This is a genomic window from Sphingobacterium sp. UME9, assembly GCF_014170215.1.
Lineage (GTDB): Bacteria > Bacteroidota > Bacteroidia > Sphingobacteriales > Sphingobacteriaceae > Sphingobacterium > Sphingobacterium paramultivorum.
The window spans coordinates 1,575,326-1,601,088 of the sequence record NZ_LZZP01000003.1 but is presented as its reverse complement, the minus strand read 5'-3'; the positions used below and the strand labels follow the sequence as shown (position 1 = coordinate 1,601,088).

Below are 25,763 nucleotides of genomic sequence, written 5' to 3'. Positions count from 1 at the left end.
ATAATTTTGCTTAGAATTTTACTTGAAGCCTAAAATTATAGCAGTAGATGAGCCCCTTTGCAGAAGTGGCAGGGTTTGGCTTTGAGAGGTAGGGTTTTACCACTTAGTAAATTGAAATAGAAACTTGAAAAGAATTAAGATTTGAATATTTTTTCATAAACTACTTTTGTGTTTAAACTTATTATCGTAATATTGCGATGTAAAAGTGTAAACTATGGGACTTACCAAATCAGAAATATTTACAGACCAACAGAATAAGCTGGCTTCTCGATTTAAGGTTTTGGCGCATCCTGCAAGGATTGCTATACTTCAATATATCATCAATCAAGATGCCTGCATCTGTAACGATTTGGTTGAGGAATTAGGGTTGGCACAGGCAACCATTTCACAACATCTAAAGGAATTAAAAAACATCGGTATCGTTCAGGGAACGATTGAGGGAAAATCTGTTTGCTATTGTATTGATGAAAAAGTATGGAATGAAATTCAAGAGGAATTTAATGCGTTTTTCAATCAGGAGGTAAAAGTAACCAAGTGCTGCCCATAGCATTTTTTTAATATTTAACATCGTTATATTGCAATATAACATTTATTGTGCTACTTAAAATTCAGTTAATATGAAACTATCAAAAATCAAAGAAATGTTACCAACATTAGAGAATGTTGAATTTCAGTTAGAGAACGGAACGCCTGTTCCCGAACATTTCCACGTTACCGAAGTGGGACAAATCAATAAAAATTTTATTGATTGCGGCGGTGTAATCCGCAATGAAAAAGTAGTAAACTTTCAGCTATGGAATGCCAACGATTATGAACATAGATTGAAACCAGGAAAACTATTGAATATCATCAAACTGTCTGAAGAAAAATTGGGTATTGAAGATGCTGAAATAGAAGTAGAATACCAAAGCGAAACGATTGGTAAATACGATTTAGACTTTAACGGAAAATATTTTGTATTGAAGAATAAACAAACCGCTTGTCTTGCTCAGGATGCTTGCGGTATTCCAACAGAGAAACAAAAGGTAAAACTATCAGAGCTAAACAGTACCACTTGTTGCACACCAAATTCAGGATGTTGTTAATAGTATAATCATAAAAATAAATAAAAATGAAAATCGCATTATTCAGTGACATTCACGCCAATCTACCTGCATTAGAAGCATTTTTTGAAGATGTAGAAAAAAGAAATCCCGACAGTATTTATTGCTTAGGCGATTTGGTAGGCTATAACATTTGGGCAAATGAAGTAGTGAACGAAATCCGTAAAAGGAAAATACCAACCATTGCAGGGAATTATGATTTTGGCATCGGGCGTATGAGCAATGATTGCGGATGTGCTTATAAAACCGATAGTGAAAAAGGCAATGGCAGCGTATCTATTTCCTTTACCAACTCTATTATGAAAGATGAAGAAAGAGCCTATTTGCGTACACTTCCGGCACATATCAAAGTAGAATTTCAGTTGAACGAGGACAAGCTCAATTTACTATTGGTACACGGTAGCCCAAGAAAGATAAACGAATACTTATTTGAAGACAGGGAAGAAAAAAGTATGCTTAGAATTATGGAACAGGCAGACGCAGACATTATGTGTTTCGGGCATACGCATAAGCCATACCACCGTATTTTAAATTCGGGAATTGACGGACAAGACCATTTCAGACACGCCATCAATATAGGTTCGGTAGGAAAGCCGAAAGACAGCGATGTAAGAGGCGGTTATGTAATACTTACTATCAACGAGCAAAGTTCTGTATTGGATAAAGACAGTATCAGTGTGGAATTTATACGCTTTGATTATGATATTGAAAGAGCAGCAAAAGCAGTAGAGGAAAGCATTTTACCAAACGAATACGCAGAAAATTTAAGGAGAGGTTACTAATCTAAAAATTTATAAAAATGGAATTTCCAACCGATAGAAAGTATTCAAAAGAACATACGTGGATAAGCGTACACGACAACACAGGTACAATAGGCATTACAGAATTTGCACAAAGCGAATTGGGCGAAATCGTATATGCAGATTTACCCAATGTTGGATATAGTTTTCAGCAGGATGAAGTATTCGGCTCTGTTGAAGCGGTTAAAACGGTCAGTGATTTATTTATGCCTGTATCGGGTAAAATCATTGAAACGAACCAACGCTTATTAAAAGAACCAACACTAATCAATTCAGAACCTTTTGGAAATGGTTGGCTGATAAAAATTGAAATAAAAGATATTGCAGAATTAGAAAAATTATTGACATCAAACCAATATAAAGAACTTACAAATTAGCCACGCAATGCAACCAAAACTAAAATTCTTAGACAGATACCTTACCTTATGGATATTCCTTGCAATGGCAGTAGGTATAGGATTGGGATATATCTTTCCCGGTATTTCAAAAATTACAAATGCCCTATCCGTAGGCACTACAAACATTCCGTTGGCAATAGGTTTAATATTGATGATGTACCCGCCATTGGCAAAGGTTGATTATTCATTGTTACCTATGGCATTTAAGGATAAAAAAGTAATCGGTATATCCTTATTGCTGAATTGGGTTATCGGCACGGTACTGATGTTCGGTTTAGCAGTTTTGTTTTTACGGAACGAACCCGATTATATGACAGGCTTGATATTGATAGGTTTGGCAAGGTGCATCGCAATGGTAATCGTTTGGAGTGACTTAGCTAAAGCAAACAGAGAATATACAGCTATGTTAGTTGCATTAAACAGTATCTTCCAGATACTTTCTTATAGCTTCTTAGTTTGGCTGTTCATCAACGTATTACCTTCAAAATTAGGATTAGCCAACTTCAATGTAAGCGTATCAATGAAAGACGTAACCGAAAGCGTATTGATATACTTAGGCATTCCATTTTTAGCAGGTTTTTTAAGTCGTTACTTCCTTATCAAATCAAAAGGTACAGAATGGTATAACAGGAAATTTGTACCCCGAATATCGCCCATTACATTATATGCTTTACTGTTTACAATCGTATTAATGTTCAGTCTGAAAGGCGATAAAATATTGGAATTGCCAATGGATGTAGTAAAAGTGGCAATACCGTTAGTAATCTATTTTGTACTGATGTTTTTCGTGAGCTTCTTTATCAATAAATCCCTTAAAGTTCCTTACGATAAAAACGCATCCATCGCATTTACAGCCACAGGAAACAATTTTGAATTGGCAATAGCCGTAGCAATAGCGGTTTTCGGTATTCATTCGCCACAGGCATTTGTGGGCGTTATCGGCCCACTGGTAGAAGTTCCGGTACTCATATTATTGGTAAGGGCAAGTTTATGGCTAAAGAAAAAATATTATTGAAGTTAATTTAAGAACGTACAAGAGCATTTTGAAGCATCAAAAAACTAAAGAAAACCCTCTGAATTAGAGGGTTTATTGTTGGTTTAAGATTTTGAGCATTCTGCCCACCTCAATATCCATTCTCGAAAAGGCAAACCATTTTTTGCCCAGGTCTTTTAGTGATGCCCCGATGTGGTAAAGCTCCGTACCGTCAATAATCAAAAATCGGTCGTGGGCATCGGAAAAAATCTCAATTTCAATCAGAGGATATTGGCTGTTGTACCGTTGTACATCCAAACGTAGTTGATTGTTAATGCTTTTGGTATAGATTGTGGCAGTAACATCATCATTGCGTTTGCCCAATAAGGTCAATACTGTGTCATCCACATAATTATCCAGCAGGATAATGGAGTTTTTGGCATTACGAACAATGTCTGATACAAAGACATAGGCATCAAAAACCTGCCCATTGTAGAAAATTCCTTTTTCACTGTGGAGCTTATCGCTTTCCAAAGCCTTAAAAATCTCTTCAAATTTTTGGTCGGCTTCTAATTGTTTCAGTTCAATGTTATCTAAACGATGAAAAAGAGAGGCATTGCTGGTAAGCATTCTCCGCATTTCTACAAAGGCTTCCATAATTTCAACACTGACTTTAACCGCTATATCTGAACGGAGTATGGCAGAAGCCATTGCGACCCCTTGTTCGGTAAAAACATAGGGCAGATAACGTCTTCCGCCGTAGCTCAAACTTGAGGTTCCAATTTGGAACCTCAAGTTTTCAACGTCCTCTTCGGTCAGTTGAAAGCAGAAAGAAGCAGGAAACCTTTCAATATTTCTTTTTACGGCTTTGTTGAGGTTTTTTGTTTCCACTTGGTATAAGGAAGCGAGGTCGCTATCCAACATCACTTGCTTTCCACGTATGGAATAAATCAGGTTTTTGATTTCCATTATGCTAATAGGCTTATTTTCCATTACTTTTTGTAGCTTTTATTTTTGGTAAACTCAAAAGAGGTTTTGCAATCCTCATTCAACACGATATAAGCATCGAATTTCTTACCTGCCTTGCTTTTCATTCCTTTGATGAGTGAAGTTTTCTTTTTATTGATAAGGCTTTCAATATCGGCTATGCCGATTTGTACGCCACATACATTACGGAACTGTACCCAATTACAAGCCTCATCAGGACACTTCACTATTTTATCACGGATAGTGAGTTGCTGGCTTTTACATTTCGGGCAAACCAATTTTGGCAGGTTATTTTGAGCAATCGAAGTTTGCAACAGTTCATTGGTAATAGATGAGGCGTAAGTTTCCATTTCTTTTTGAAATGCCCCTGCATCGGCTTCGTTGTTTTCGATTTTTTGCAAAGCCAATTCCCATTCGGCGGTCATTGCCACATCCGCAATTTTACGGTCTTTGACCAATTCGTACACCTGCAATCCTTTTTCGGTAGGGATTAAGGATTTCTTTTCACGTTGTACATAGTTACGGGTAAACAGGGTTTCAATTATTGCGGCTCTTGTAGCCGGAGTGCCAATACCGATATTTTGCAGGGCTTTCCGTTCGTCTTCATTTTCGATTTCCTTTCCTGCACTTTCCATAGCCGACAAAAGCCCTGCTTCGGTATATAATACAGGCGGTTTGGTTTTTTTTTCCAAAACGGAGGCTTCTTTTTTTTTAAGTTCATCGCCTTTTTTCAGTTCGGGCAAATCCTGTACAGGCTCGGTATCATCATCGGAGAAACTGCCTTTGATGGAACGCCAGCCCGCTTCTATAACCTTACAACCCTTTGCCGTAAAATCATAATGCAACGCCTGTAAACCCACATCGGTTATCTCTTTGATGCAGGCTTGTGAAAGGGCTTCGAGTAACCGAAAGGCAATCATATCATAAACCGAGTTTTCCTTTGCGTTCAGTGCTGAAGGAATTTTATCTGTAATCAACAAACCGTGGTGATCGGTAACACGCAAATCGTTCACAATACGTTTATTGAAGCGACCCCATTTCATTTTTGTAATCGCTTGTTTGCAGCTTTCTCTGTCCTGTAAAGCCCTTACAAGATTGGGGATTTCTGCCCACATATCCTCAGGAATATATTTGCTTCCGGTACGTGGATAAGTGATAAACTTCTTTTCATAGAGGCTTTGAGCAATATTTAGGGTTTCGTCAGCAGACAAATTCAGTTTTTTATTGGCTTCTTTCTGCAATCCGGTAAGATCGAATAGCAAAGGCGGTTGTTCCGTAACGCTTTTGGTTTCTACTGATGTAATTGTTGTAGTTTCGTTTCGTTGAATGGCTTTCAGCGTATCAACGGCAAGTTTTTGGTCTTCCCATTTTGTTTTGGAAATACTTTTAAAATCTATCAACTCTTTATTATGCGATAGCTGTATCTGCCAATAATTCTTAACCTTGAAATTCTTGTTTTCCAAATAACGTTTGCATATCAAAGCCAAGGTAGGCGTTTGCACTCTTCCGAGGGAATAGATACCATTTCCTGCGGCTATGCTCAATGCCTGTGTAGCATTGATGCCCACGAGCCAATCGGCACGGCTTCTGCCTTGTGCCGCCTGGTAAAGTCTGTCAAATGCTGCCCCGTCTTTAAGGTTATCAAAGCCTTGTTTAATGGCTTTTTCGGTAAGCGAGCTTATCCAAAGGCGTTCAAAGGGCTTGTTACATTTCAGGTATTCATAAATGTACCTGAAAATGAGTTCGCCCTCACGTCCTGCATCGGTAGCAACAATAATGCTGTTGCTACGGCTAAAAAGCTGTTCAATGACTTTCAATTGCTTTAATGCACCTGTATCGGCGGTATAACCTTTGTCTTTTTTCACTTTCCGGACGGTCAGCAAAAAAGGATTGGGGAGTATTGGCAAAGCTGCTTTGTCAAATCCCGAAATCCCGTAATCTTCGGGCATTCCCAATCCTATTAAATGACCGAATGCCCACGTAACAAAATAGCCATTGCCTGTAAGGTAGCCATCCTTTTTATCAGATGCTCCCACAAGTCCTGCTATTTCCCTTGCTACGCTTGGTTTTTCTGCAATGATTGTTTTCATACTTTAAGATATTTTTTTGCCTCTGGTTTTTGCTGGAGCTTTGGGCTTTTCCTGTTGTTCCTGCTGTTGTTTATTTTTCGGTGTTTGTTGACCAGACTTCAAAGGCTCTTTGATATTTTTGGTCGCTTCATTGGTCTTGCCCTCCGAATTGACAGCAGTTTGCGTTTTATGGGCTTCGGTTGGTTTTACTCTTTCCTTGTATTGATTTGGAAATTCAAAATTGGTTTTTCCATTTTCTTTATTGAAAGTGATATAACCTTGATATGGTTGCCCTTTTTTATCTTTCAATCCATCAATGTAGATGGTTTGACCGGCTTTAAAATCCTTATGTTGATCATCGGTCAATTCTTTACCTCTGAATGTTTTTGGAGCTTCCTGAGATTGGTTTTGCTGATTGTTTTGAGTTTGTCCATTGCTTTGGGTTTGCCTGTTAGAATTGTTGCGGTCAAACAGAAACTCCACATATCGCTTGTCTGCATTGAATTGTACTGTTGCCGAAAATTCTGTTCCTTTGGTAGAAATCATACCCTCTAACTTTAGCGGTTTACCCTCCATTAAGGTTTGTTTCTGGGCATCGTCCAATTTCACGCCTTTAATTTCATCTGGAACTTTTATAAAATCCGTCCTCAATGCAATTACATCATTCGTTAGTCTGTCTATACTGATAATGGAAGGCATCAGTTCGCCAGTTTTGGAATTTTTCAAATCTACCACACGCCCCATATTACCAGTTTCGAGCAGGTTCTTTTTGTCTTCATCCGTAAACTTGTGCCCGAAAAATTCAAAATGCAAATTGGGTTCTTTTTTGATGCCGTGTATTCCTACCACAACTTTTCCGTCTTCGGCTTGCTGTAAAGACAAGCGGGCATCTGTACGAAGAATTGTACCACCGAGGTTGACACCAATCGGTAAGAGTTCATTCGTTTTGTAACCTTTCAATAAAGGTTCAAGTAGGTTTCTCTTTTCAAGGTATTCCTTGCTTAATCCGAGATTGGTCATAGTATCCCAATCAATCTGCTCCGGTTTGTAGCGGTATTCGCTTGCTTGCTGTGTTGTTTCTGTTGTTGCCATATTATTTTGATTTACTTGTTTTTTATCCGATTGCTGTTCTATTTTTACTTCGTGCTCTTTCATTATTTTTTCGCCTTCAGGAGTTGGCTTGTCAACCTGCTTTTGCATTTCCTGTGCTTTTTCAACAGCGACAGGTGCAGGCACTTTAAAGAATGAAAAATTGGTAGGGTTCTTTAGCTGGCTGAAAAAATTGGAGAAGAAGTTCGAAAAGAAATCACCACTTTTGTCCACACGCATAAACTGGTTTTGGTTTTTCTTCGTGGGATCAACAGTTTCCATTTTCCCGTTTTCGTCTATACTCTTTACGGCTTGGATTTTCATTTTTTCTTTATCCAGCACCAGCAATATGTCCGATAACTGTTCGGGCATTTCCTGCTTATTTGTTGTTTCTTCACTCATAGTCTGAAAATTTTAAAATTCAATGCCGAATGTAAAGGAAGCCTTCACTGAATTGCATTACTTGGCACTCAAAGGCAGTGTTTGTCACTTATTGACGTTCATCTTAATTGTGGGTGGGTTAAAGCTATCTCTGATGAATTGATGAACATCAGACAATTTGTAATAAAGCTTTCCACTAATAGTATAATAGGGCAGTTTGCCGATGGAGCGATACCGTTGCAGGGAACGGTTGCTGATTTTCAGCATCTGAAGTAAATCCTGGTTATCGAGCAGTTCCTCGCCATCTATGCTATTACGTTTCTTCTGTAAATCATCTATATTATCGCCCAGCATATCAAGACGTCCCATTAAGCGTTCCATCCACGCCAAAAATTCCATTCTGTCAATATTCATAATGATATTTTTAAGGGTTCATACCTATTTTTTATCTGTCTTTAGCTTTCTGCCTTTTTCTATATAGCTTTTACCTTTTGCCATAAGCTCCTGTACAAATTCCTCACTACTCTGTATGGCGTTGGCATTAAGCATATCTTTTATGGATCCCATGGTGTAGAAATATTGACCGTAGATTTTTGAATAACTAATCTCGCCTTTGGTTCTCATACGCCATAAGGTTTTTTCGCTGATATGCAGGTATTGGCATACCTCGTGGTTATTGAGCCACAGGTCATCATAGCTTTTATCTTCCTGTCTTTTCAAATAGTCGGCAATGGCATTGATACGGCTATTTAGCTGTATCCACACGTCTTCTTCGATGGTTATTATTTTCATTGCATAGCTTTTTAAAGTTCACTATGCAAAATTGTGAAAGGTGGCAGTGTTTGTCAGCCAAGCCTTGCCAATTGGTTTGTCTGTTTTTTTAAAATTTTTACAATTAGGGAAAACCCTTGTTTAACAAGGTTTTTATGGGATTTTGGATATTTTGTAATGAAGTTTTGAGAGCATTTGCCAATTGGCAGATATGGGCAAAGAAAAAAGCAGTACGTTTTGGTACTGCTTTCAAACGGTTATTTTTGATATAGCTAAAGGTCTTTATCCATATATTCTTCGAGGGATATTTTGAGTTGGTCTAAAAATGCAGTTCTTGAACCTGCTCTTGTTTTCATTCGGTGGAAAGAATGATGAATATCATTTAAGGGAGTTCGGAATAGCACTTGAAAAATCAAAGCTAATTTTCGGATGCCGATTTTTCCGTGTGCAATGGAATTAGAAGCATAAAGAGCATATATCAGTTCGATAAGTGCATTTTGAGAATTTGTCCACGAAATATCCTTGTTTGCTTCTCCATTTAATAAAATCAAATCTGGATTTTCTTCGGGGCTGATTTTAGTAAGCATATAAGTATAAAGTAATTCATTCGCTATAATGTGGGCTATTTTGTTATCAAAATATGTTGAAAAGCTAAGGTCAATTTCAAATACACCACTCTTTAATCCATCGTGGTAATTGATTTGTCCGAGCCTGAAATAAGTATGGTCACGGTCTATTCTGCCTGCACGGTAGTATCTGTAAAAATCCTCATTGCAAATAGTTTCTTTATATTGTAATTTGAGGGTTTTTAATAGGTTCTCATAATAGCTTTGGTGTATTTTGCCATTGCTCACAGGGCAGGTAGTTTCGATGCGGAAGACTTTATTATAGTAAATGAGCTTCCCTAAGATTTGTGGTTTAATGTTCTTGAAAAAGTCAATTTCTTGCTGTTCATTTGTAAATCCATCCTGTACGACTTGGGCTTTTATATTGAACAACATTTCCTTTAGGAACAGGGTCATTTGATAAGCCTCTTCCGCCGTTGGCATCTTTTGAGAAGAAAATTTATCTTCCTGATGATGAATTTGCGCTAATATCTTATTCAACACGATTTCCATAGCATAGTCGTTTAGAAGTTCTCACAATTTGTTTCGGAGCTGCATCTATTGTTGATATGCCAAAATTTGGGAATAATATTGAAACCAATATCACAGAATACCCCCAGTGGGGAGATTTTATTGATATTTCAGTAGAAAGGAAAGGGCGAAAAAATGGGTAAAGCACTAATGTACTCTACCCATTTTTTATTACATTTGCATTAATGATTTACAAGGTAATCAAGTGAAAGCAAGTGCAGTAAGCACCATTACTAAATCGTTACCGATAGAGTTCTCCACTCTTGTAAACTACTCTTTATTAGCCGATTTAGGCTTTATTAATCTTTTTCGTATAAAAATCAAGATTTCGCTTTGCATTATCGGCTATCGCGGTAATGTGATGTAGTCCTAATATTCTATTTTCCATATCTGATATTTTTATTTTCTTAACTGATGTAAAGTTACATCGAGCAATAAGGAATTTTATTGAACTAGATTAATAAAAGCTATAATTGGCATTTTTGTTTTTACAACAATATTGATTTTCGAAAATATATAAAAAAACACCTGAAGTTGGGGACTTCAGGTGTTTAACCTAACCAATTATTAACCTAAATTTATGAAATGTATATTTCTGAATATTATACTATAGCGATAAATCCAATTATCATGCCAATATTTTATAGTGTAAATGACCTCAGATAAAAGCCTTATATATTGTATAATTTAGGTAAATTGGATTGTGTTAATGTGGGGTGTGAATCGATGACTTCAATTAAAAATAGATTTAAAGATGAAAAATGGAACAATAGTTAAGGTCATGACTTTCTCTGTTTTATTGCTAACGCTGGGTTGTCAGCAGCCGCAGACAAATGAATCAAAGGAGGCTGCGCAAAAACAACTTGACGAAAACAAAGAGAATAAAAGAATCGTTTTAGATTTTTATCAGCAAATGTTTGGTGATAAGGATGTTTCTGCAGTTGATAAGTACATTTCCCCTCAGTATATCCAACATAATCCCTCTGTTGCGGATGGAGCAGCGGCATTTAAGCTCGCTGCGGCGAAATGGTTTGAAGGGCAGCCCAAAACGAAGATTGATGTACAACACATTGCGTCGGATGGAGATTTGGTTTTCATTCACCTAAAAAATAAGAATCCAGATGGTAGTCTCAAATCGACTATTGATATCTTCAGGCTGGAAAAAGGTAAAATTGTGGAGCATTGGGATGCACAGCAAGATGTGCCTAAAAATGCAGCAAACGCACATCCTATGTTTTAAGGATAGTAAAAAATTACATTTCCTTTTTCCTTTGCGTTTTAGTCCCTCTTAATTGTTCGGGAATCTGTCAGGAATGGTAAATTATATATACATTTAGGCCTAAATCATTTTTCTGAGCAAACCACTAATTTTAATCATGAAAAGAGTCCTAGGCCTAAGTTTTTTTTATCTGTTGTTTTCTGCATGTAGTGTTCATTATAGTCCCAAAGATCATCCCTATGTATATGTGCAAAAGAAAGATCGCGAGGTTAAGGAATGGAAGCTGGTATGGGAAGAGCACTTTAATTCCCCTAAGCTAGACAGTAGTAAATGGTCCCGGATTCCAGCAGGCGGAGCCGACTGGAATCGACACATGAGTACAGATGACGCCTGTTTTGGATGGGAAAATGGAGAGTTGATTCTTAAAGGAATTAAAAATACAGACAAAAATAGAGATTCAAGACCATTTTTGACAGGTGGGATATGGAGTAAGAGAAAGTTTGCTTTTCAGTACGGACGTATAGAAATCCGAGCTAAACTTGGAAGTGCAAAAGGGGCATGGCCCGCCATGTGGATGTTGGCAGAGTTGGACAAGTATGGAAAGTATCCGAGAAATGGTGAAATTGATATTATGGAACATCTTAATTTTGATAATATCATTTACCAGACAACGCATTCATACTATACCTTAGATCTGGGGCAAAAGGAGAATCCCAAACATTTTGGTACCGCTTCGATCAAATCAGAAGAGTATAATATGTATGGGATAAGCTGGTATCCCGATCGTATTGTATTTCAGGTGAATGGAGTTGATACCTTTACTTATCCAAGAGTTAATGGAGTAGACCCCGCTCAGTGGCCTTATGATCAACCCTTTTATCTATTGATTGACCAACAGTTGGGCGGAAGTTGGGTAGGGGAGGTTAATCAAGACCAGCTACCTGTTGAGATGCGTGTTGACTGGGTTAAAGTTTACCAATAGTGTTCAACAAGTCTCAGAAGGATAAAAGATGAAAAAGATCGCCGACTATTGAACCGCAGTTTTCTGATAACAGTGAAATATCCTAATTTTAGAGGTGACCTATGATTAGGTGATAAAAACTTAATATACACGACATAGGAAAAATGTTTACTTTTGGCCAAATTATGGAAGATAATACGATATTCAAGATTAGCAATAAGATTAAGGAAATTCGAAAAGAAAAAGGAATTACCATACAGGAAGTTGCTGATAGAGCTGGGGTAAGCAAGGGACTTATTTCGCAGATTGAAAATAACAGAACAATACCCTCCTTACTGGTATTGATTAATATCATCAATGCACTGAATATTGATCTTAATGAGTTTTTTAAAGATTTTAATTCTGAATTGGATTCAGGCCCCGTGGTCGTTCGGAAAAAAGATACTTATAGTCCGTTTGAAAAAGAGTCGGCGATAGGTTTCCATTATAAAAGGATTTTTACATCTGCGATGGATAGTTCGACAATGGATATTGTTCTTTTGGAATTGCTTCCAGATGCACAGCGACCAATGGTTGAGACCGAAGCTTATGAATATAAATATATCATTAGCGGACAGGTTGAGTACATCTTCAATGATCAAAAAATTAGCTTAGAAGAGGGCGATTCGATCTTTTTTAATGGTCGATTGTCACATACACCGCGTAATGTTGGAAGTGAAAAGGCCGTCATGCTAATTGTATACTTTTTTGAAAATAAGAAATAGAGGATAACATGTTAACTGTCAGAGCATCATTGAATCATTCAATGATGCTTTTTTCATTTTATACTTTTCGTATCGCAAAGGGATGCTTATATTTGTTTATAAATACTTAACAAAAGTTTAGTCTTGTGTTAATTTCCAAAATTTACTTTTGATTGCGGACAATGAGGTCTGTTAACAAGTTTAAATGATGGAGTTAAACCAACGAATAAAAAGACGCATAAATAGACTGGATGAGAAATCTGTGGCTATTGTTCTGGCTGTTACAGCATTTTTATGTTACACGAGTATGTATTCATTTAGAAAGTCATTTACGGCATCTGCTTTTGCAAATGATACTATTTTTGGTGTCGATTATAAAGTCTGTATGGTGGTCATTCAAATGCTGGGGTATTTGTTGTCCAAGTTTTATGGCATTAAATTTATCTCTGAAAGTAAACAACGTAATAGAGGGCGGTATTTAATCGGTTTGATTTGTATTTCATGGATAGGGCTTTTGGCATTTGCAGTTTGTCCGAGACCTTGGAATGTTGTCTTTCTTTTTATCAATGGTTTTCCATTGGGAATGGTTTGGGGGTTGGTATTTAGCTATTTAGAAGGAAGGCGGTTTACAGAGATTATGGGGGCAGTGATGTCTGTGAGCCTGATTTTCGCTTCAGGACTGATAAAAACGATTGGGTGGTGGTTGATGTCTTCTTTTCATGTTAACGAATTTTGGATGCCATTTTTGACGGGTTTACTGTTTTTTCTGCCCTTTGTTTTGTGTGTATGGATATTGGAAAATGCTCCAGGGCCAACAGAAGAGGATAAGAAGCTACGGACGGAGCGCATTGCGATGGATAGTAAAATGCGAAAACACTTTTTTAAAACCTTTATGCCGGGTATCGTTTTGACTATTATCGTTTACACCATGCTTACTATTTTACGTGATGTACGCGATAATTTTGAGGTTGAAATCTGGCAAATGTTACATGTGAAAGGGGCAGGCATTTTTGCAAAAGTTGATGGGACTATCTCCTTGATTGTACTGCTGCTGGTAAGTTGTCTAATCATGGTTAAAAATAATCTTAAAGCATTCAAGTTGATCCACTATATGATCATTATAGGTTTTCTGACTGCAGGTATTTCTACCTATTTGTTTACGAAACAATGGATTGACGGTTTAAGTTGGATGTTGCTGGTCGGTTTGGGCTTGTATATGGCATACATTCCTTACAATGCCATATTTTTTGAGCGAATGATCGCAACATATCGTATGAAAAGTAATATTGGTTTTGTTATGTATATGGCTGACTCAATCGGTTATTTGGGTAGTTTTCTGATATTGGTAAACAAAGAATTTATGCCAAATTCTGTTACTTGGGGAAATTACTTTATTCAATTGGTCTTTTTAGCCTCTATTATCGGAGCTATTTTGGGTATCTTCTCTCTACTCTATTTTATTCGAAAAAAAGAACAGATGAAAGGAAGTGATGATGAGTTGTTGGCCCCTTGGCATACCACAAAAGGAGAAGTGCAAATTAGTTAACTATACTTTTTTATGATATTCTATTTATAAAGATGAAAACAAATACATATGATTTAATTATTGTTGGGGGTGGTATTTTAGGGACCTTTCATGCCTATCATGCGTTACAAATGGGATTACGCGTGCTCCAACTCGAAAAAGATAATTTCCCCGTGGGATCTACTGTTCGTAATTTCGGACAAGTAGTGCCATCGGGGATGGCAGGCGAATGGTTTGATTATGGTGTGCGAGGACTTGAAATATATCAGTCTATTCAGAAAGAGATGGATATATCCGTTAGAAATAACGGCAGCATCTATATTGCTTCGGATAGTGATGAAGTTCAGGTGCTTCACGAGTTATCTAAGCACTATCAGGGAAAAGGATATGATCATGAACTTTGGTCAAAGGAACAGGTTTTATTGAAATATCCCGTAATGAATGCTGATTATGTTAAAGAGGCTATCTTTTTTCCGCAGGAACTCAGTGTAGAACCCGAGTCAATGATTAGACAGCTGCATATTTATATGCAAAATAAGTTTGTGGACTATACGTTGAAATACGATACGACAATTGTGGCCTGCGAGGATAAAAATGATGCTGTTGTTGTCACGAGCAGTACGCTAGAAAACTTTGAAGGGAAGAAATTGCTTATCTGCAATGGATACGAGTTTAAAATTTTATATCGTTCCTTGTTTGATAATAGCGGGCTTGAAATTAGCAAGCTGCAAATGATGCGTACAAAGCCTTTGGCTCATATTCATCTTCCTGGGAATATCTTAACTGGGTTGACCATTCGTCGATACGAGAGTTTTGAAGAATATTGTCCATCGTTTCAGACAATTCCAATGCCTGATTACTATCAGGAGCTACGCAATTATGGAATTCATATCCTATTTAAACAGGCCACGGATGGTAGCATTATTATCGGTGATTCGCATGAATATGCAGCGGGAAACAGATTGGATGAACTGGGCTTCTCAGTAAATTCCTATATCAATGAATTGATGATTGCAGAAGCCAACCGTATCATGCCAATGGAGCGTACCTGGATTTCATCTTCTTGGGCATGTTATTATTCGCAACACAAAGATCATATTCTTGAAATCGACGTTAGCCCAAGAATACATGTTAGAACCGGCATTGGAGGGAAGGGAATGACAGCAAGTGCTGGCTATGCCGAACAGAGTATTGAAAAACTTTTTTAATTTAAACATATTGAAGAGCCCCGCTATCACATCTAGCGGGGCTCTTTCTTTTTTAAGCTATTTTTTTGATCAGTTTGTACAGACTTCCTAAACGTACAGTTTGTCTTTCTTAATAAGGTCAAGCTTTATAAAATTCAATTAGTAAATAACTAAATTATGAAGAAGACGTATGGTAAATCTTTTTATTTCATCAACTAATTTAGCTGTTGTTTGTTCTTTATAAAACATTATCTGACCAATATTTCCTTATTGTTTAGGGGGTAAACAATGTTTTTATTAACTTCACGGTCACAATAAACCAGATCTAAATATTAGAAGTGAATGGCAAATAATGTTTTTCCTGAAAATGAGTTAAGAAGGATAGAAAAATTAAAGTCCTATGAGTTAATGGGACTCGGGAAAGACCCTGAATTAGACGTTTTTGCGCAAGCGGCCTGTTTGATTACCGACTGTCCTGCTTCCTTAATTGCAATGATGGAGCAAGAAACGCAACGCATTCAGAGTTGTGTGGGTATGGAATTAGATACTGTTGAAAGGAAGAACACAGTCTGTCAATACACCATAATGAGTAAAGAGGTCCTCGTTATAGAGGATACTTTTGAAGATCCACGTTCCTCTTCCAATCCATTGATTCGCGAAGGAAATATCCGTTTTTATGCCGGAGTTCCTCTTTTGGATGATGATGGCGATGCTCTTGGAACAATCTGTGTGATTGATTTCCATCCGAAAAAGCTTTCGGATAAACAAAAAGACTCGTTGGAAGAGCTTGGCAAGGCAGTGACCAAAATATTATTGGGAAAAAAACGAAAAGTACAGGCAGGTTATTTCTCCGAAATTTTTCACTTGACAAACAATATTATTTGCGTGTTGGATGAGGCGCGCAAGGTAAAAGAAATTAACCCCGCATTTAGTAAAGTCTTGGGATTGTCCAGATCGAATAGTTTAGGCAAATCTATTTTTACATTATTGGGAGACACTGAAAGGGAGTTAGTATCGGACTTGGGTCGAGTTGAGGAAACAAAGTACGGAATTCAATCTACGAGTAGGACTAAAATAGAAAATGGCCAAGTTGTCGAAATTGAATGGCATTTCAAATATGATCCGATAAATCATGATATCCTGGCCTTTGGCAGAAACGTAACAAAAGAGCGCGAAGAAAAACTCAAGTTGGAGAATTCCGAACGTAGATTTCGTAGCTTTTTTGAAAATGCGATCGGCCTCATGAGCATGCATGATTTGGATGGTAATATTCTATCTGTCAATGAAAAAGGAAGAGAGATATTGCGGTATGCCAAAGAAGAGGTAAAAGGACTTAACCTCAAGAAATTGGTTCCGTCTCATCATGTCGGTCTGGTTGAAGAATATCTCAAACGTATTGCCAGCAATAAAGAGGATTCCGGAATGATGGTTCTCCAAACAAAAGATGGTGAAGACATTTCTTGGCTATACCACAATATGTTGGAAACGGATGAAAATGGACGGTCTTATGTTGTCAGTACGGCCTTGAATATGACGGATCGATTGCGGCTTGAAAATGATCTTTTGCATACCAAACAAATCCTGGAGCAGACCAATGCTGTCGCTCAGGTTGGCGGATGGGAGGTCAATTTAGTTGAAAACAAGGTTTATTGGTCCGACTCCACTAAGCTAATTCATGGTGTGGCTCCCGATTTTACACCTGATTTTGAACATGCAATCGGATTTTATGAGCCGGAAAGTCAGGTTGTTTTGCGTAGGGTTTTCGAAGACGCCATTACATCAAGAACACCTTACGATACCGAATTGCGTCTATTAAAGCAAGATGGAGAATCAATTTGGGTACGGGTAAAAGGTATTCCCGAATTTGAAAACGATGTGTGTAAGCGCGTTTTTGGAATTATTCAGGATATCGATCAAAGTAAATCGCTCTTCTTGGAACTGGAACGCAAAGAATCTATGTTACGTGCGTTTGTGGATTATGTTCCTGCTTCGGTTGCTATGTTTGACCGAGACTTTAACTATATTTCAGTCAGTAATCAATGGTTGGAAGATTTTCACGAAGGGGTAAGTTTGCCGCCAAATAGTAACTTTTTCAAACTGTTTCCAAATATCCCAGAAAATAGAAAAAAAATCTACCTTGATGCGCTGGAGGGAATACCTTATAAGAATACGGATGAGGTCATACAGGCTGGTGGACTTGCCGAAGCGCAACATTTCAATTGGGAAGTAAGACCTTGGCATCTTGCTGATGGAAGTATAGGTGGGATCATTATTTTTACACAAAATACCACGGAATCGGTAAAAATAAATGATGAATTAAAGTTAGCGAAGGAACTGGCCGATCTGGCGAGTAAAGCAAAGTCCGAATTCCTCGCCAATATGAGTCATGAAATTCGAACTCCCTTAAATGGTGTGATCGGATTCTCCGATTTGTTGTTAAAAACACCATTAAATGATACACAGCTACAATACCTCGGCTATATCAATGAATCGGGAAATAGCTTACTCAATATTATTAATGACATTTTAGACTTTTCAAAAATAGAATCGGGTAAACTCGAATTATTTGTCGATAAGTATAACGTTTATGATGTAGCCAATCAGGTTATTAATGTTGTTCTCTATCAAGCACAACGAAAAGAAGTCGAACTGCTTTTGAATATTGAGCAGGGACTGCCGGCTTTTGTTTGGATTGACGAGGCACGTATTAAGCAAGTGTTGGTGAATTTATTAGGTAACGCAGTTAAGTTTACGGAAAAAGGCGAAATCGAATTTAAGATCTGTAAACTTCGCAATGATGAGAATAAATTAACATTACGCTTTGAGGTCAGAGATACCGGTATAGGAATTCCACCCGAGAAACAACAACGCATCTTTGATGCTTTTACGCAAGAAGATAGCTCTGTAAGTAAACGATACGGCGGCACGGGACTCGGTTTGACAATCTCCAACAACCTCTTGAAATACATGGGAAGTAAATTGAATCTGACAAGCGAATTGGGTGTCGGATCGACGTTCTATTTTGATATCGAGGTCCGATGTGAAGAAATGGAGGATGAAGATACAGCTTTGCCTTTAAATCGTGTCCTTGTTGTCGATGACAACGCGAATAACCGGATTATCCTGCAACATATGTTGGCCTATAAAAACGTCGAATCTGTCCTCGCAGAAAACGGCATGGAAGCCTTACAGTTACTGATGAAAGGGGAACGATTCGATGTTATTTTAATGGACTATCATATGCCGATCTTATCGGGCCTCGAAACGATAGAAAAAATCAAAGAACTCTTTAGAAAACAGGAAGAAGGTATCCCTTTGATCGTGTTGCACACTTCATCAGAAGAGCATGAGGTGATTTCAGCATTTAGACAAGAGGAGCGGTCATTCTGTCTACTTAAGCCGATTAAATCTGAGGAACTGTATTCGACTTTAAGAAGGGCGATACAACAAAATAGGGAAGATGCAGTGCAATTAAAGGCGAATGCAAACTTATCGTTATCATCGGATTTGTACGGTCAGGACGTTCAAGTGCTCTTGGCAGACGACAATGCCGTTAACATGGCACTTAATTTACGAATGATGGCAAGCATAATGCCAGGAGCGCTCTTAACTGAAGTTTCTGACGGAGCACAAGCCATTCATGCTTGCAAAGAAAAACAATTTGATTTTATTTTGATGGATGTTCAGATGCCCGAGGTCGATGGGATTGAAGCAACCAAACAGATCCGGCAAATGGCAGCTTATGCTGAAACACCTATTATCGGTGTTACTGCCGGTAATATTTCAGGCGAAAAGGAACGCTGTCTCGAAGCGGGGATGTCAGATTTTCTAGCTAAACCTATTCGACAACAGGATTTATTCAAGGCCCTGGAAAAAGCGATGTTATCGGTAAAACCTAGTGCTGCAGAAGCTTCGGATCTGGAGGATTTGGATGAGCATTTGGATATGCAGCGCCTGGAAGAACAAGCCGGTGATGATCCCGCATTTTTAACCTTTTTTCTGGATTTGGTCGTCCGGGAAATAACGGGGTCTAGAAAGCAGTTAAAGGAGGCAATTGATACAAACGATATTGTACGCATCAAAGAACTCCTTCATAAGTTGCGGGGAACTTCATCGACTGCTGGACTTATCAGGTTGGCCCAAATGACTAAAGACTTGGAGACCAGCCCAACGATTGAAACTGACCTTGCGATCGCTTTTGTAGCAATCGAACAAGAAATGGATATAGGACTGGAATTAATTACAAAAATCTTAAATAAATAATGATATGTTGATTTTAATAGCGGAAGATGACGAATTGATACTGCGTACTGTTGAACACAAATTAGTAAAAGAAGGACACGAAGTGGTGCTGACCAGAAATGGCCGTGAAGCCATCGAGAAAATTAATGAGCTGGATTTGGATTTAGTTGTAACGGATATTATGATGCCCTTTGCTTCTGGTATTGAAATTCTTTCGGCAATAAAAAGTATTGGAAAGAAGATCCCAGTTATTGTATTATCAAGTATGGGCCAAGAGGAGGTCGTGGTCGATGCATTTGATTTAGGTGCATCGGATTTTATGGTTAAGCCATTTAGTCCAAATGAACTGATTCTTAGGATAAAACGCCTAATAAATAAATAAAATTATGCATCACCATATCGAGCTACATGAGCTTATTCTGGCGATTGTTATCGTATTGATTTTAGTACTATTGTTGATTATCACGGTACTGGGATACAGCTTTTATAGCTATAGAATCCTTCATAATAGGCAATCCTGGAGACAGATCATCGAGTACAAGATTATGGAAACTATTGTTGGTGGCGATGAGAATGGCGATCGAGATCTGGAGTTTGCGACATACTTGAAAGAACCGTCTTTTCGAGCTCTTTTTTTAGATGTATTAGTTGACTCTGATAGAAAATTTTCTGGTGGAGCTAAACAATCGATCAATAGGTTGTTTCATGATTTTAAATTGGAGGATGAAGCTTGGCGAAAGCTTCGGCATAGAAAAGCTTATTTGGTTGCCGGTGGGGTTCAAGAGCTTGCTGCGATGAATGTCGAACCAGCAATCCCTGAGATAACAGCCAAGCTTAATGATTCCCGCACTGCGGTATATCAAGAAGCTCAATATGCAATCGTAACTTTTAAAGGGTATGAGGGGCTTGGTTTTTTGGATCATTTTGATCGTCCCTTATCAGACTGGCAACAATTACGTTTATTGTTTTCCATCCATGAAATACCCGAGCTTTCGGAGTTACACGTTGATACCTGGCTTAAGAGTTCAAATGATTCTGTTGTCATATTTACGTTGCGCTTGATCCGAAAATTTAGATTGATGACTTTTTATACGGAAGTTTTTAACCTATTGGATCATCCATCTACGAAAGTTCGTATACAAGCCATACGAACATTGCAGGCCATTGAGAACAGTGGGACAATTCAGCAATTTATACAAAATTTTGATCTGCAACCAATCGAAGTTCAGATTGAAATCCTTAAAGCTATGAAAATTGCCAAAAGTAGAGAAAGTGAGCATTTTCTGAAGGATCAACTTTGGAATCATAGTCAAGTGTCAATTAAAATTTCTGCCGCAGAAGTACTCGTTGTGCTGGGAGAAGAGCTATATCTGCGCGAAATTTCACAACGTGAAGATACATACGACGAACTTACACAAATTATTAAACACGCATTGCAAGAGAAAAAATGTTAGAGTTTTCCCATATCGTATACGAAATTATAGTTTGGTTATTTTTGCTTTATTCGGCAGCGGTATTTATTATCTATACTTGGATAGGGCTATACGCTTATGGAGCGGTGTTTCGTTACAAACACAATAATACGTTTACGGATTATAGTATTATTGCTACCAACCCCAACGCGCCTACATTCAGTCTCATTGCTCCAGCCTACAACGAGGGGATGACCATCGTTGAAAATGTACGTTCTTTATTGTCGCTATATTATCATAATCTGGAAATTATCATCGTCAATGATGGTAGTAAAGACGACTCAATTTTGAAATTGATCGCCTCTTATGAACTTGAACCAACGTCTTTTTTTGTTCAGGGAAATATTGAGACTAAGGATATAAGGGGAATCTATAAGAGCAAAAATCCAGCATTTAAGAAGCTGATTGTTGTTGACAAGGAAAATGGCGGTAAGGCTGATGCGCTCAACGTCGGCGTTAATATTTCTTCTGGAGATTATATCGTCTGTATTGATGTAGACTGTATTTTGGAACAGGATGCTATTCTAAAATTAGCAAAGCCATTTTTGGAGCAGACCGACAAACGCGTTATAGCCTGCGGCGGAGTTATACGTTTGGCCAATAACTGTAATGTCGTGAATGGTTCTGTCGTGGACGTTAATCTTCCAAAATCATGGTTGGGGCGTACGCAGGCTTTAGAGTACATCCGTGCTTTTATTTTAGGTCGAATGGCTTGGTCAAGGGCTTCGGGTTTAATTCTTATTTCCGGGGCATTTGGCGCTTTTGACCGGGAGATCGTATTGGCTTGTGGGGGGTATGACCGAAATACGGTAGGAGAAGATATGGAGCTTGTTGTTCGTATGCGCCGTTATATGGAGGAGCAAAAGCAAGCCTACGAGGTGGTCAACATTCCTGATCCATTGTGCTGGACCGAAGTACCCGAGTCAAAAGAAGTATTACGTAAACAGCGTAATCGTTGGATGCGGGGCACGATGGAGACCTTATGGAAACATCGGAAACTCATGTTCAATCCGAAATATGGCCGTTTTGGTATGGTCAGTATGCCTTATTGGTTTTTCTTCGAATTCCTGGGGCCCATTGTCGAATTTACAGGCTATATTGTTTTTATAATCTTTTTTATTCTGGGAATCATCAACTGGCCATTCTTCTTTGCGCTATTTGCATTGGTTATTGCTTCCGGAATTTTGTATTCGATCTATGCAATCTTGGTTGATCTTGTTAGTCATCAGGTTTATTCTAAGAAACGAGATCTTTCCACCCTAATAACTACGGCGATACTAGAACCTTTATACTTTCACCCAATTGTTGTTAAAGCCGGGGTACAGGGGGTTGTTGATTACTTTCGGAAGCAGCATGGCTGGGGAGAAATGACACGACAAGGCTTTCAACAAAAAGATGCGAATGAGTCGGTTTGGAAATACCTCGGTCAGCGATTAAATCTGTCGTTACAGAGCTTAGGACCTGTTATGTTGGTCGTCTTTGCCTTGTATATGTTGTCCGTTGGTGTAGAATGGTGGTGGTACGGTCGTCGATTTGTTCAGCTTTCGGAGTCACATGCCGGGAAGTACCTGTTTTTGGATAACATCCTGTTCATCTTTCAAGCCTTGGCCTGTTTGGGAATCGGCTATTTATTGCTTCAGTTCATAAGCAGTTTTTGGGCGAGACTTCTTATGGTCATATCGTTCTCGTTTATTGTCGTTATGCAATTCATCTTGTTTCTGTATTTTGGCGAATCCAGAAATTTGCTTGGAGCTGATATGTTCTATTATAGTTCGGAAGAGATGAAGCAAATTTTGGAGGCTAGCGGTATGTTGAGTTTTACCAATATTGCTTTACTTTTATTATTGATCGTAATTTCTTGGGTTCCCCTTTGGATTGCCAATAAACAGACATTCAAAAAGCCCTATGCTAGTATTGCACTGTTATCTTTGGGGATCATATCGTTTTTCATCTCCTCGGCTTCGTTTTTTAGGGGTAGCGCTGAAAAAGATGAATTCGTAGCCAATGCAAGCCGGAGTAAATGGCGTTATTTTTTTGATTCTAATTTATCCAATTACGTGGATGATCACCCGGGGATGTTCGCTATGTTCAATAAAGACGATGATGATGCAAAAGTGTTGGATACTAAATTTCCTTTTTTGAAAAAAGAGGATACGAAAGATTTCCTGGGGACATACATGCAAAAAACAGCGAAAGTACCCAATTTGGTCATTCTTGTTATCGAGGGTTTAGGCCATGCCTATAGTGCTGAAAATGGCTATATTGGCAATTTTACACCTTTTATAGGTACATTGAAGCAGCAGTCTTTGTATTGGGATAATAATATGAGTTCCTCGGGTCGGACATTTTCCGTTTTACCGACCATAACAGGTTCGTTGCCTTTTGCTACACATGGATTCCTGGAACAAGACACCCTGCCAGATAACTTCAATCTATTTAATATTCTGAAGAGTAATGGATTCAATACTGGATTTTTCTATGGTGGTCATTCTAATTTTGATTTCATGAAAAAGTTCATGGATTATAATAAAATAGATATGCTTATGGACCAAGCGGCATTCGGACCTCCTTATAAAAAATTGCCCGAAAAGGGTGGGGAGAGCTGGGGATATGAAGATCAAGCTGTCTTTAGCAAACTTCTTGAAGTGCAGAAAGTACAGGAACACCCTTATTTCCATGTGCTTTTAACGCTATCAACCCATAATCCGTTTTTGATCAATAATGCGGCTCATTATGAGCAATTGTTTGATCAACGTATAGCAACATTGGACCTTACACCGGAACAAAAAAAGTGGGCTTTGGAAAACCGTACCCAACTTGTTTCGGTACTGAATTTGGATGATGCGATGGAGCAGTTCTTTAAAGAATATAAAAAGAGACCAGATTTTGCAAATACTATTTTTGTCATAACTGGAGATCACGCGATGCCTGAGATACCATTGCAAAGCAAAATCGATCGTTATCATGTTCCACTGTTGATTTATTCGCCACTTTTAAAAGGGCCAAAGACTTTTCATAATTTTGTTAGCCATTTTGATGTCGCGCCTTCTATATTGGCCTACTATCGTGAGAATTTTGGGCTTAAAACTCCTGCCCAAGTTACATGGATCGGTGAGGGACTCGATAAGGGTGCTTCGGCACAGGGAGATGGTATAGCCATGATGCAGAGTAAAAATCAATTGATTGATTTTGTGAAAGGCAGTTACCATCTTTCCGATGGACAACTGTATAAACTGGATGGTGTGCTCAATGAAGATGCCGCCGCGGATAATGCGAAAGAAGAATTGTCCAAGCGCTTTGAATTATTTAAGCGCAAGAACAAACTTTTTTATACGCAAAAGCGACTTCTTCCGGATAGTGTTTATACAAATTACTTTAATCGAACAAAGAAGAACTAGAATTTTCGAATATAACCAAGGATGATGTCCAATTGATTCCCTCGCTCTTTTGGCCTGAATTCTTGGTTATAATAGGTGCCCGAAATTGAAAATAGGTTACTTTGCTTAACGGAGAAATTATACTCGGCACCTACTTTGAATGTCTTTAATTTATAGGAAGCGTTGTCCAATAGATTATTTCGATTTTCCTCGGGGCTCAGACCCGTTCCGGCACTAAATCCGAAGTAATCATTTGCTCCTTTTGTATAATAGCGGACTGTTCCGGTATAGGATTGGGAAATATTCTTTTCGCCCGGTGTAAGGTAAGTTCTCAGATTGAACCAAAAGTTTTGGTAATATTTTCCGACTGAAGCCGTGTACATCCAGATGTTGTCACTAAAATAAAGCTGACGATATCCGATTTCCCCCTCAAAGCTGTTCGGAAGATTGGCGTAGAGAGACACACCAGTTCTATATTTCGCAAAAATTCCCACATTATTGGAATATCCAGCACCGACATATAGGTAAAATATCTTTGAAATCCGTGGGTAAGCCTCCATCTCAAATTGGACGCCATTTTCTGCAAATTTATTCGCATAGTTAGTTCTGAAAATAACTGATCCTATTGGTGTTGCCCGTTTATAACTTAATCCAACAATGTGCCAATTATGATCAAACTGTTTGTCAAAATAGACGAAATTGTACGTCAGGCCGATCGCATTTTTTGCTGTGTATTCTTCAATGTTTTTTGCCAGTGCTCTGGCCTCTGTATTTTTTGGATTAATTGCCAATAAACTATTAATTGCCTTTTCGGCAACCTCATAATGATCATTGCCATAACTTATTTTACCTTTTAACAGCAGTAGATCCTGAGACTGCGGATGTATGCTAAGCCCTTTGTCTGTAATTGCAATAGCTTTGTCAGTCTGATCATTCCAATATTCCAATGAGGCGTAGGCTAAAAAGAAATCTTCATCACTTGTATTCTTTTTATCCAGTTCTGTAAAGATGGTTCTTGCCGAATCAATTTTATCCGACCAGGTATAAAGACGTCCGAGAAAAATGCTAATATCCGTGTAATCCGGTGCTTGAAGTAGGGCCTGTTTAGATAATTGAATGGCTTGCGGATAATCTTTTGAATCAAAAGCTACCTTTCGCGCTTTTACAAAGAGATCATCAGCAGTGAGTTTCGTCTCTTGCGCGATAGAAAATAAGGGTAATAAAGAGAGGGAGAGTAATGGATAAATTACTTTTTTCATTCTAGATCGTAAATTTGACATTTAAGCTTGCTAATATATAAACTAAAATTAGGAAATTTTGTTTGTCGCTA

The 25,763-nt window shown here is 38.2% G+C and carries 21 protein-coding genes; 14 read left to right on the top strand and 7 right to left on the bottom strand.

The window, feature by feature from the left end:
- Positions 1 to 214: 214 nt before the first annotated feature.
- The 5 genes from A9970_RS08460 to arsB all read left to right on the top strand — a co-directional run bounded on the left by A9970_RS08460 (position 215) and on the right by arsB (position 3,316).
- On the top strand, positions 215 to 547 hold the full coding sequence (locus A9970_RS08460; RefSeq protein WP_078798971.1) for a helix-turn-helix transcriptional regulator: 333 nt from the start codon (positions 215 to 217) through the stop codon (positions 545 to 547).
- A 70-nt stretch (positions 548 to 617) separates the two neighbouring features.
- Complete coding sequence (locus A9970_RS08455; RefSeq protein WP_182981964.1) at positions 618 to 1,085, top strand: DUF6428 family protein; 468 nt, start codon at positions 618 to 620, stop codon at positions 1,083 to 1,085.
- Between the two features lie 26 nt (positions 1,086 to 1,111).
- Positions 1,112 to 1,885: a metallophosphoesterase gene (locus A9970_RS08450; protein WP_078798969.1), complete on the top strand. Its 774-nt coding sequence runs from the start codon at positions 1,112 to 1,114 to the stop codon at positions 1,883 to 1,885.
- Between the two features lie 17 nt (positions 1,886 to 1,902).
- Positions 1,903 to 2,280, top strand: a complete 378-nt coding sequence (gene gcvH, locus A9970_RS08445; protein ID WP_078798968.1) for a glycine cleavage system protein GcvH — start codon at positions 1,903 to 1,905, stop codon at positions 2,278 to 2,280.
- A gap of 7 nt (positions 2,281 to 2,287) precedes the next feature.
- Positions 2,288 to 3,316: an ACR3 family arsenite efflux transporter gene (gene arsB, locus A9970_RS08440; protein WP_182981963.1), complete on the top strand. Its 1,029-nt coding sequence runs from the start codon at positions 2,288 to 2,290 to the stop codon at positions 3,314 to 3,316.
- A 72-nt stretch (positions 3,317 to 3,388) separates the two neighbouring features.
- Here the strand turns inward: arsB and A9970_RS08435 are convergent, their stop codons facing one another.
- The 6 genes from A9970_RS08435 to A9970_RS08410 all read right to left on the bottom strand — a co-directional run bounded on the left by A9970_RS08435 (position 3,389) and on the right by A9970_RS08410 (position 9,689).
- Positions 3,389 to 4,267 (bottom strand): ORF6N domain-containing protein, encoded by an 879-nt coding sequence (locus tag A9970_RS08435; protein ID WP_182981962.1) that lies wholly within the window; start codon positions 4,265 to 4,267, stop codon positions 3,389 to 3,391.
- On the bottom strand, positions 4,267 to 6,351 hold the full coding sequence (locus tag A9970_RS08430) for a type IA DNA topoisomerase (protein WP_182981961.1): 2,085 nt from the start codon (positions 6,349 to 6,351) through the stop codon (positions 4,267 to 4,269). Before A9970_RS08430 ends, A9970_RS08435 begins: the two co-directional genes overlap by 1 nt.
- 3 nt (positions 6,352 to 6,354) lie before the next feature.
- Positions 6,355 to 7,821, bottom strand: coding sequence for a DUF3945 domain-containing protein (locus A9970_RS08425; protein ID WP_034871391.1), 1,467 nt, complete (start codon positions 7,819 to 7,821; stop codon positions 6,355 to 6,357).
- Positions 7,822 to 7,905: 84 nt separating this feature from the next.
- The gene (locus A9970_RS08420; RefSeq protein WP_034871390.1) at positions 7,906 to 8,214 is read right to left on the bottom strand and encodes a helix-turn-helix domain-containing protein; all 309 of its coding nucleotides are present in this window, start codon (positions 8,212 to 8,214) and stop codon (positions 7,906 to 7,908) included.
- A gap of 24 nt (positions 8,215 to 8,238) precedes the next feature.
- Positions 8,239 to 8,592 carry a helix-turn-helix domain-containing protein gene (locus A9970_RS08415; RefSeq protein ID WP_034871389.1) on the bottom strand — a complete coding sequence of 118 codons (354 nt, stop codon included), beginning with the start codon at positions 8,590 to 8,592 and terminating at the stop codon, positions 8,239 to 8,241.
- Between the two features lie 251 nt (positions 8,593 to 8,843).
- The gene (locus A9970_RS08410) at positions 8,844 to 9,689 is read right to left on the bottom strand and encodes an RteC domain-containing protein (RefSeq protein ID WP_160813741.1); all 846 of its coding nucleotides are present in this window, start codon (positions 9,687 to 9,689) and stop codon (positions 8,844 to 8,846) included.
- Positions 9,690 to 10,461: 772 nt separating this feature from the next.
- Here A9970_RS08410 and A9970_RS08405 point away from each other — a divergent pair.
- The 9 genes from A9970_RS08405 (at position 10,462) to A9970_RS08365 (ending at position 24,454) form a co-directional block, all read left to right on the top strand.
- Entirely contained in the window at positions 10,462 to 10,947 is a 486-nt protein-coding gene (locus A9970_RS08405; protein ID WP_153846759.1) for an ester cyclase, read from the top strand.
- Positions 10,948 to 11,083: 136 nt separating this feature from the next.
- Positions 11,084 to 11,908 (top strand): glycoside hydrolase family 16 protein, encoded by an 825-nt coding sequence (locus A9970_RS08400; protein ID WP_182981960.1) that lies wholly within the window; start codon positions 11,084 to 11,086, stop codon positions 11,906 to 11,908.
- A 164-nt stretch (positions 11,909 to 12,072) separates the two neighbouring features.
- Positions 12,073 to 12,651, top strand: a complete 579-nt coding sequence (locus A9970_RS08395; RefSeq protein ID WP_075994857.1) for a helix-turn-helix domain-containing protein — start codon at positions 12,073 to 12,075, stop codon at positions 12,649 to 12,651.
- 184 nt (positions 12,652 to 12,835) lie between these two features.
- The gene (locus A9970_RS08390; protein ID WP_182981959.1) at positions 12,836 to 14,176 is read left to right on the top strand and encodes a DUF5690 family protein; all 1,341 of its coding nucleotides are present in this window, start codon (positions 12,836 to 12,838) and stop codon (positions 14,174 to 14,176) included.
- A gap of 32 nt (positions 14,177 to 14,208) precedes the next feature.
- Positions 14,209 to 15,363: a TIGR03364 family FAD-dependent oxidoreductase gene (locus A9970_RS08385; protein WP_182981958.1), complete on the top strand. Its 1,155-nt coding sequence runs from the start codon at positions 14,209 to 14,211 to the stop codon at positions 15,361 to 15,363.
- Between the two features lie 321 nt (positions 15,364 to 15,684).
- Positions 15,685 to 19,605, top strand: coding sequence for a response regulator (locus A9970_RS08380; protein WP_182981957.1), 3,921 nt, complete (start codon positions 15,685 to 15,687; stop codon positions 19,603 to 19,605).
- A gap of 4 nt (positions 19,606 to 19,609) precedes the next feature.
- On the top strand, positions 19,610 to 19,966 hold the full coding sequence (locus A9970_RS08375; protein WP_120332802.1) for a response regulator transcription factor: 357 nt from the start codon (positions 19,610 to 19,612) through the stop codon (positions 19,964 to 19,966).
- 4 nt (positions 19,967 to 19,970) lie between these two features.
- The gene (locus tag A9970_RS08370; protein WP_182981956.1) at positions 19,971 to 21,038 is read left to right on the top strand and encodes a hypothetical protein; all 1,068 of its coding nucleotides are present in this window, start codon (positions 19,971 to 19,973) and stop codon (positions 21,036 to 21,038) included.
- Complete coding sequence (locus A9970_RS08365; protein WP_182981955.1) at positions 21,032 to 24,454, top strand: sulfatase-like hydrolase/transferase; 3,423 nt, start codon at positions 21,032 to 21,034, stop codon at positions 24,452 to 24,454. The genes A9970_RS08370 and A9970_RS08365 overlap by 7 nt, the downstream gene beginning before the upstream one ends.
- On the opposite strand, the gene A9970_RS08360 is transcribed toward A9970_RS08365, so the two are convergent.
- Positions 24,451 to 25,692 (bottom strand): YaiO family outer membrane beta-barrel protein, encoded by a 1,242-nt coding sequence (locus A9970_RS08360; RefSeq protein WP_182981954.1) that lies wholly within the window; start codon positions 25,690 to 25,692, stop codon positions 24,451 to 24,453. The two genes, A9970_RS08365 and A9970_RS08360, sit on opposite strands and share 4 nt — an antisense overlap.
- Between the last annotated feature and the right edge of the window lie 71 nt (positions 25,693 to 25,763).

What these genes read in the sequence shown, in the direction of transcription:
- A9970_RS08450 (WP_078798969.1), top strand. Translation starts at nt 1,112, where the DNA reads ATGAAAATCGCATTATTCAGTGACATTCACGCCAATCTACCTGCATTA.
- A9970_RS08420 (WP_034871390.1), bottom strand. Translation starts at nt 8,214, where the DNA reads ATGAATATTGACAGAATGGAATTTTTGGCGTGGATGGAACGCTTAATG.
- A9970_RS08380 (WP_182981957.1), top strand. Translation starts at nt 15,685, where the DNA reads ATGGCAAATAATGTTTTTCCTGAAAATGAGTTAAGAAGGATAGAAAAA.
- A9970_RS08430 (WP_182981961.1), bottom strand. Translation starts at nt 6,351, where the DNA reads ATGAAAACAATCATTGCAGAAAAACCAAGCGTAGCAAGGGAAATAGCA.
- A9970_RS08435 (WP_182981962.1), bottom strand. Translation starts at nt 4,267, where the DNA reads ATGGAAAATAAGCCTATTAGCATAATGGAAATCAAAAACCTGATTTAT.
- A9970_RS08415 (WP_034871389.1), bottom strand. Translation starts at nt 8,592, where the DNA reads ATGAAAATAATAACCATCGAAGAAGACGTGTGGATACAGCTAAATAGC.
- A9970_RS08375 (WP_120332802.1), top strand. Translation starts at nt 19,610, where the DNA reads ATGTTGATTTTAATAGCGGAAGATGACGAATTGATACTGCGTACTGTT.
- A9970_RS08405 (WP_153846759.1), top strand. Translation starts at nt 10,462, where the DNA reads ATGAAAAATGGAACAATAGTTAAGGTCATGACTTTCTCTGTTTTATTG.
- A9970_RS08460 (WP_078798971.1), top strand. Translation starts at nt 215, where the DNA reads ATGGGACTTACCAAATCAGAAATATTTACAGACCAACAGAATAAGCTG.
- A9970_RS08455 (WP_182981964.1), top strand. Translation starts at nt 618, where the DNA reads ATGAAACTATCAAAAATCAAAGAAATGTTACCAACATTAGAGAATGTT.
- A9970_RS08395 (WP_075994857.1), top strand. Translation starts at nt 12,073, where the DNA reads ATGGAAGATAATACGATATTCAAGATTAGCAATAAGATTAAGGAAATT.
- A9970_RS08425 (WP_034871391.1), bottom strand. Translation starts at nt 7,821, where the DNA reads ATGAGTGAAGAAACAACAAATAAGCAGGAAATGCCCGAACAGTTATCG.
- A9970_RS08365 (WP_182981955.1), top strand. Translation starts at nt 21,032, where the DNA reads ATGTTAGAGTTTTCCCATATCGTATACGAAATTATAGTTTGGTTATTT.
- A9970_RS08370 (WP_182981956.1), top strand. Translation starts at nt 19,971, where the DNA reads ATGCATCACCATATCGAGCTACATGAGCTTATTCTGGCGATTGTTATC.
- A9970_RS08390 (WP_182981959.1), top strand. Translation starts at nt 12,836, where the DNA reads ATGATGGAGTTAAACCAACGAATAAAAAGACGCATAAATAGACTGGAT.
- arsB (WP_182981963.1), top strand. Translation starts at nt 2,288, where the DNA reads ATGCAACCAAAACTAAAATTCTTAGACAGATACCTTACCTTATGGATA.
- A9970_RS08385 (WP_182981958.1), top strand. Translation starts at nt 14,209, where the DNA reads ATGAAAACAAATACATATGATTTAATTATTGTTGGGGGTGGTATTTTA.
- A9970_RS08410 (WP_160813741.1), bottom strand. Translation starts at nt 9,689, where the DNA reads ATGGAAATCGTGTTGAATAAGATATTAGCGCAAATTCATCATCAGGAA.
- gcvH (WP_078798968.1), top strand. Translation starts at nt 1,903, where the DNA reads ATGGAATTTCCAACCGATAGAAAGTATTCAAAAGAACATACGTGGATA.
- A9970_RS08360 (WP_182981954.1), bottom strand. Translation starts at nt 25,692, where the DNA reads ATGAAAAAAGTAATTTATCCATTACTCTCCCTCTCTTTATTACCCTTA.
- A9970_RS08400 (WP_182981960.1), top strand. Translation starts at nt 11,084, where the DNA reads ATGAAAAGAGTCCTAGGCCTAAGTTTTTTTTATCTGTTGTTTTCTGCA.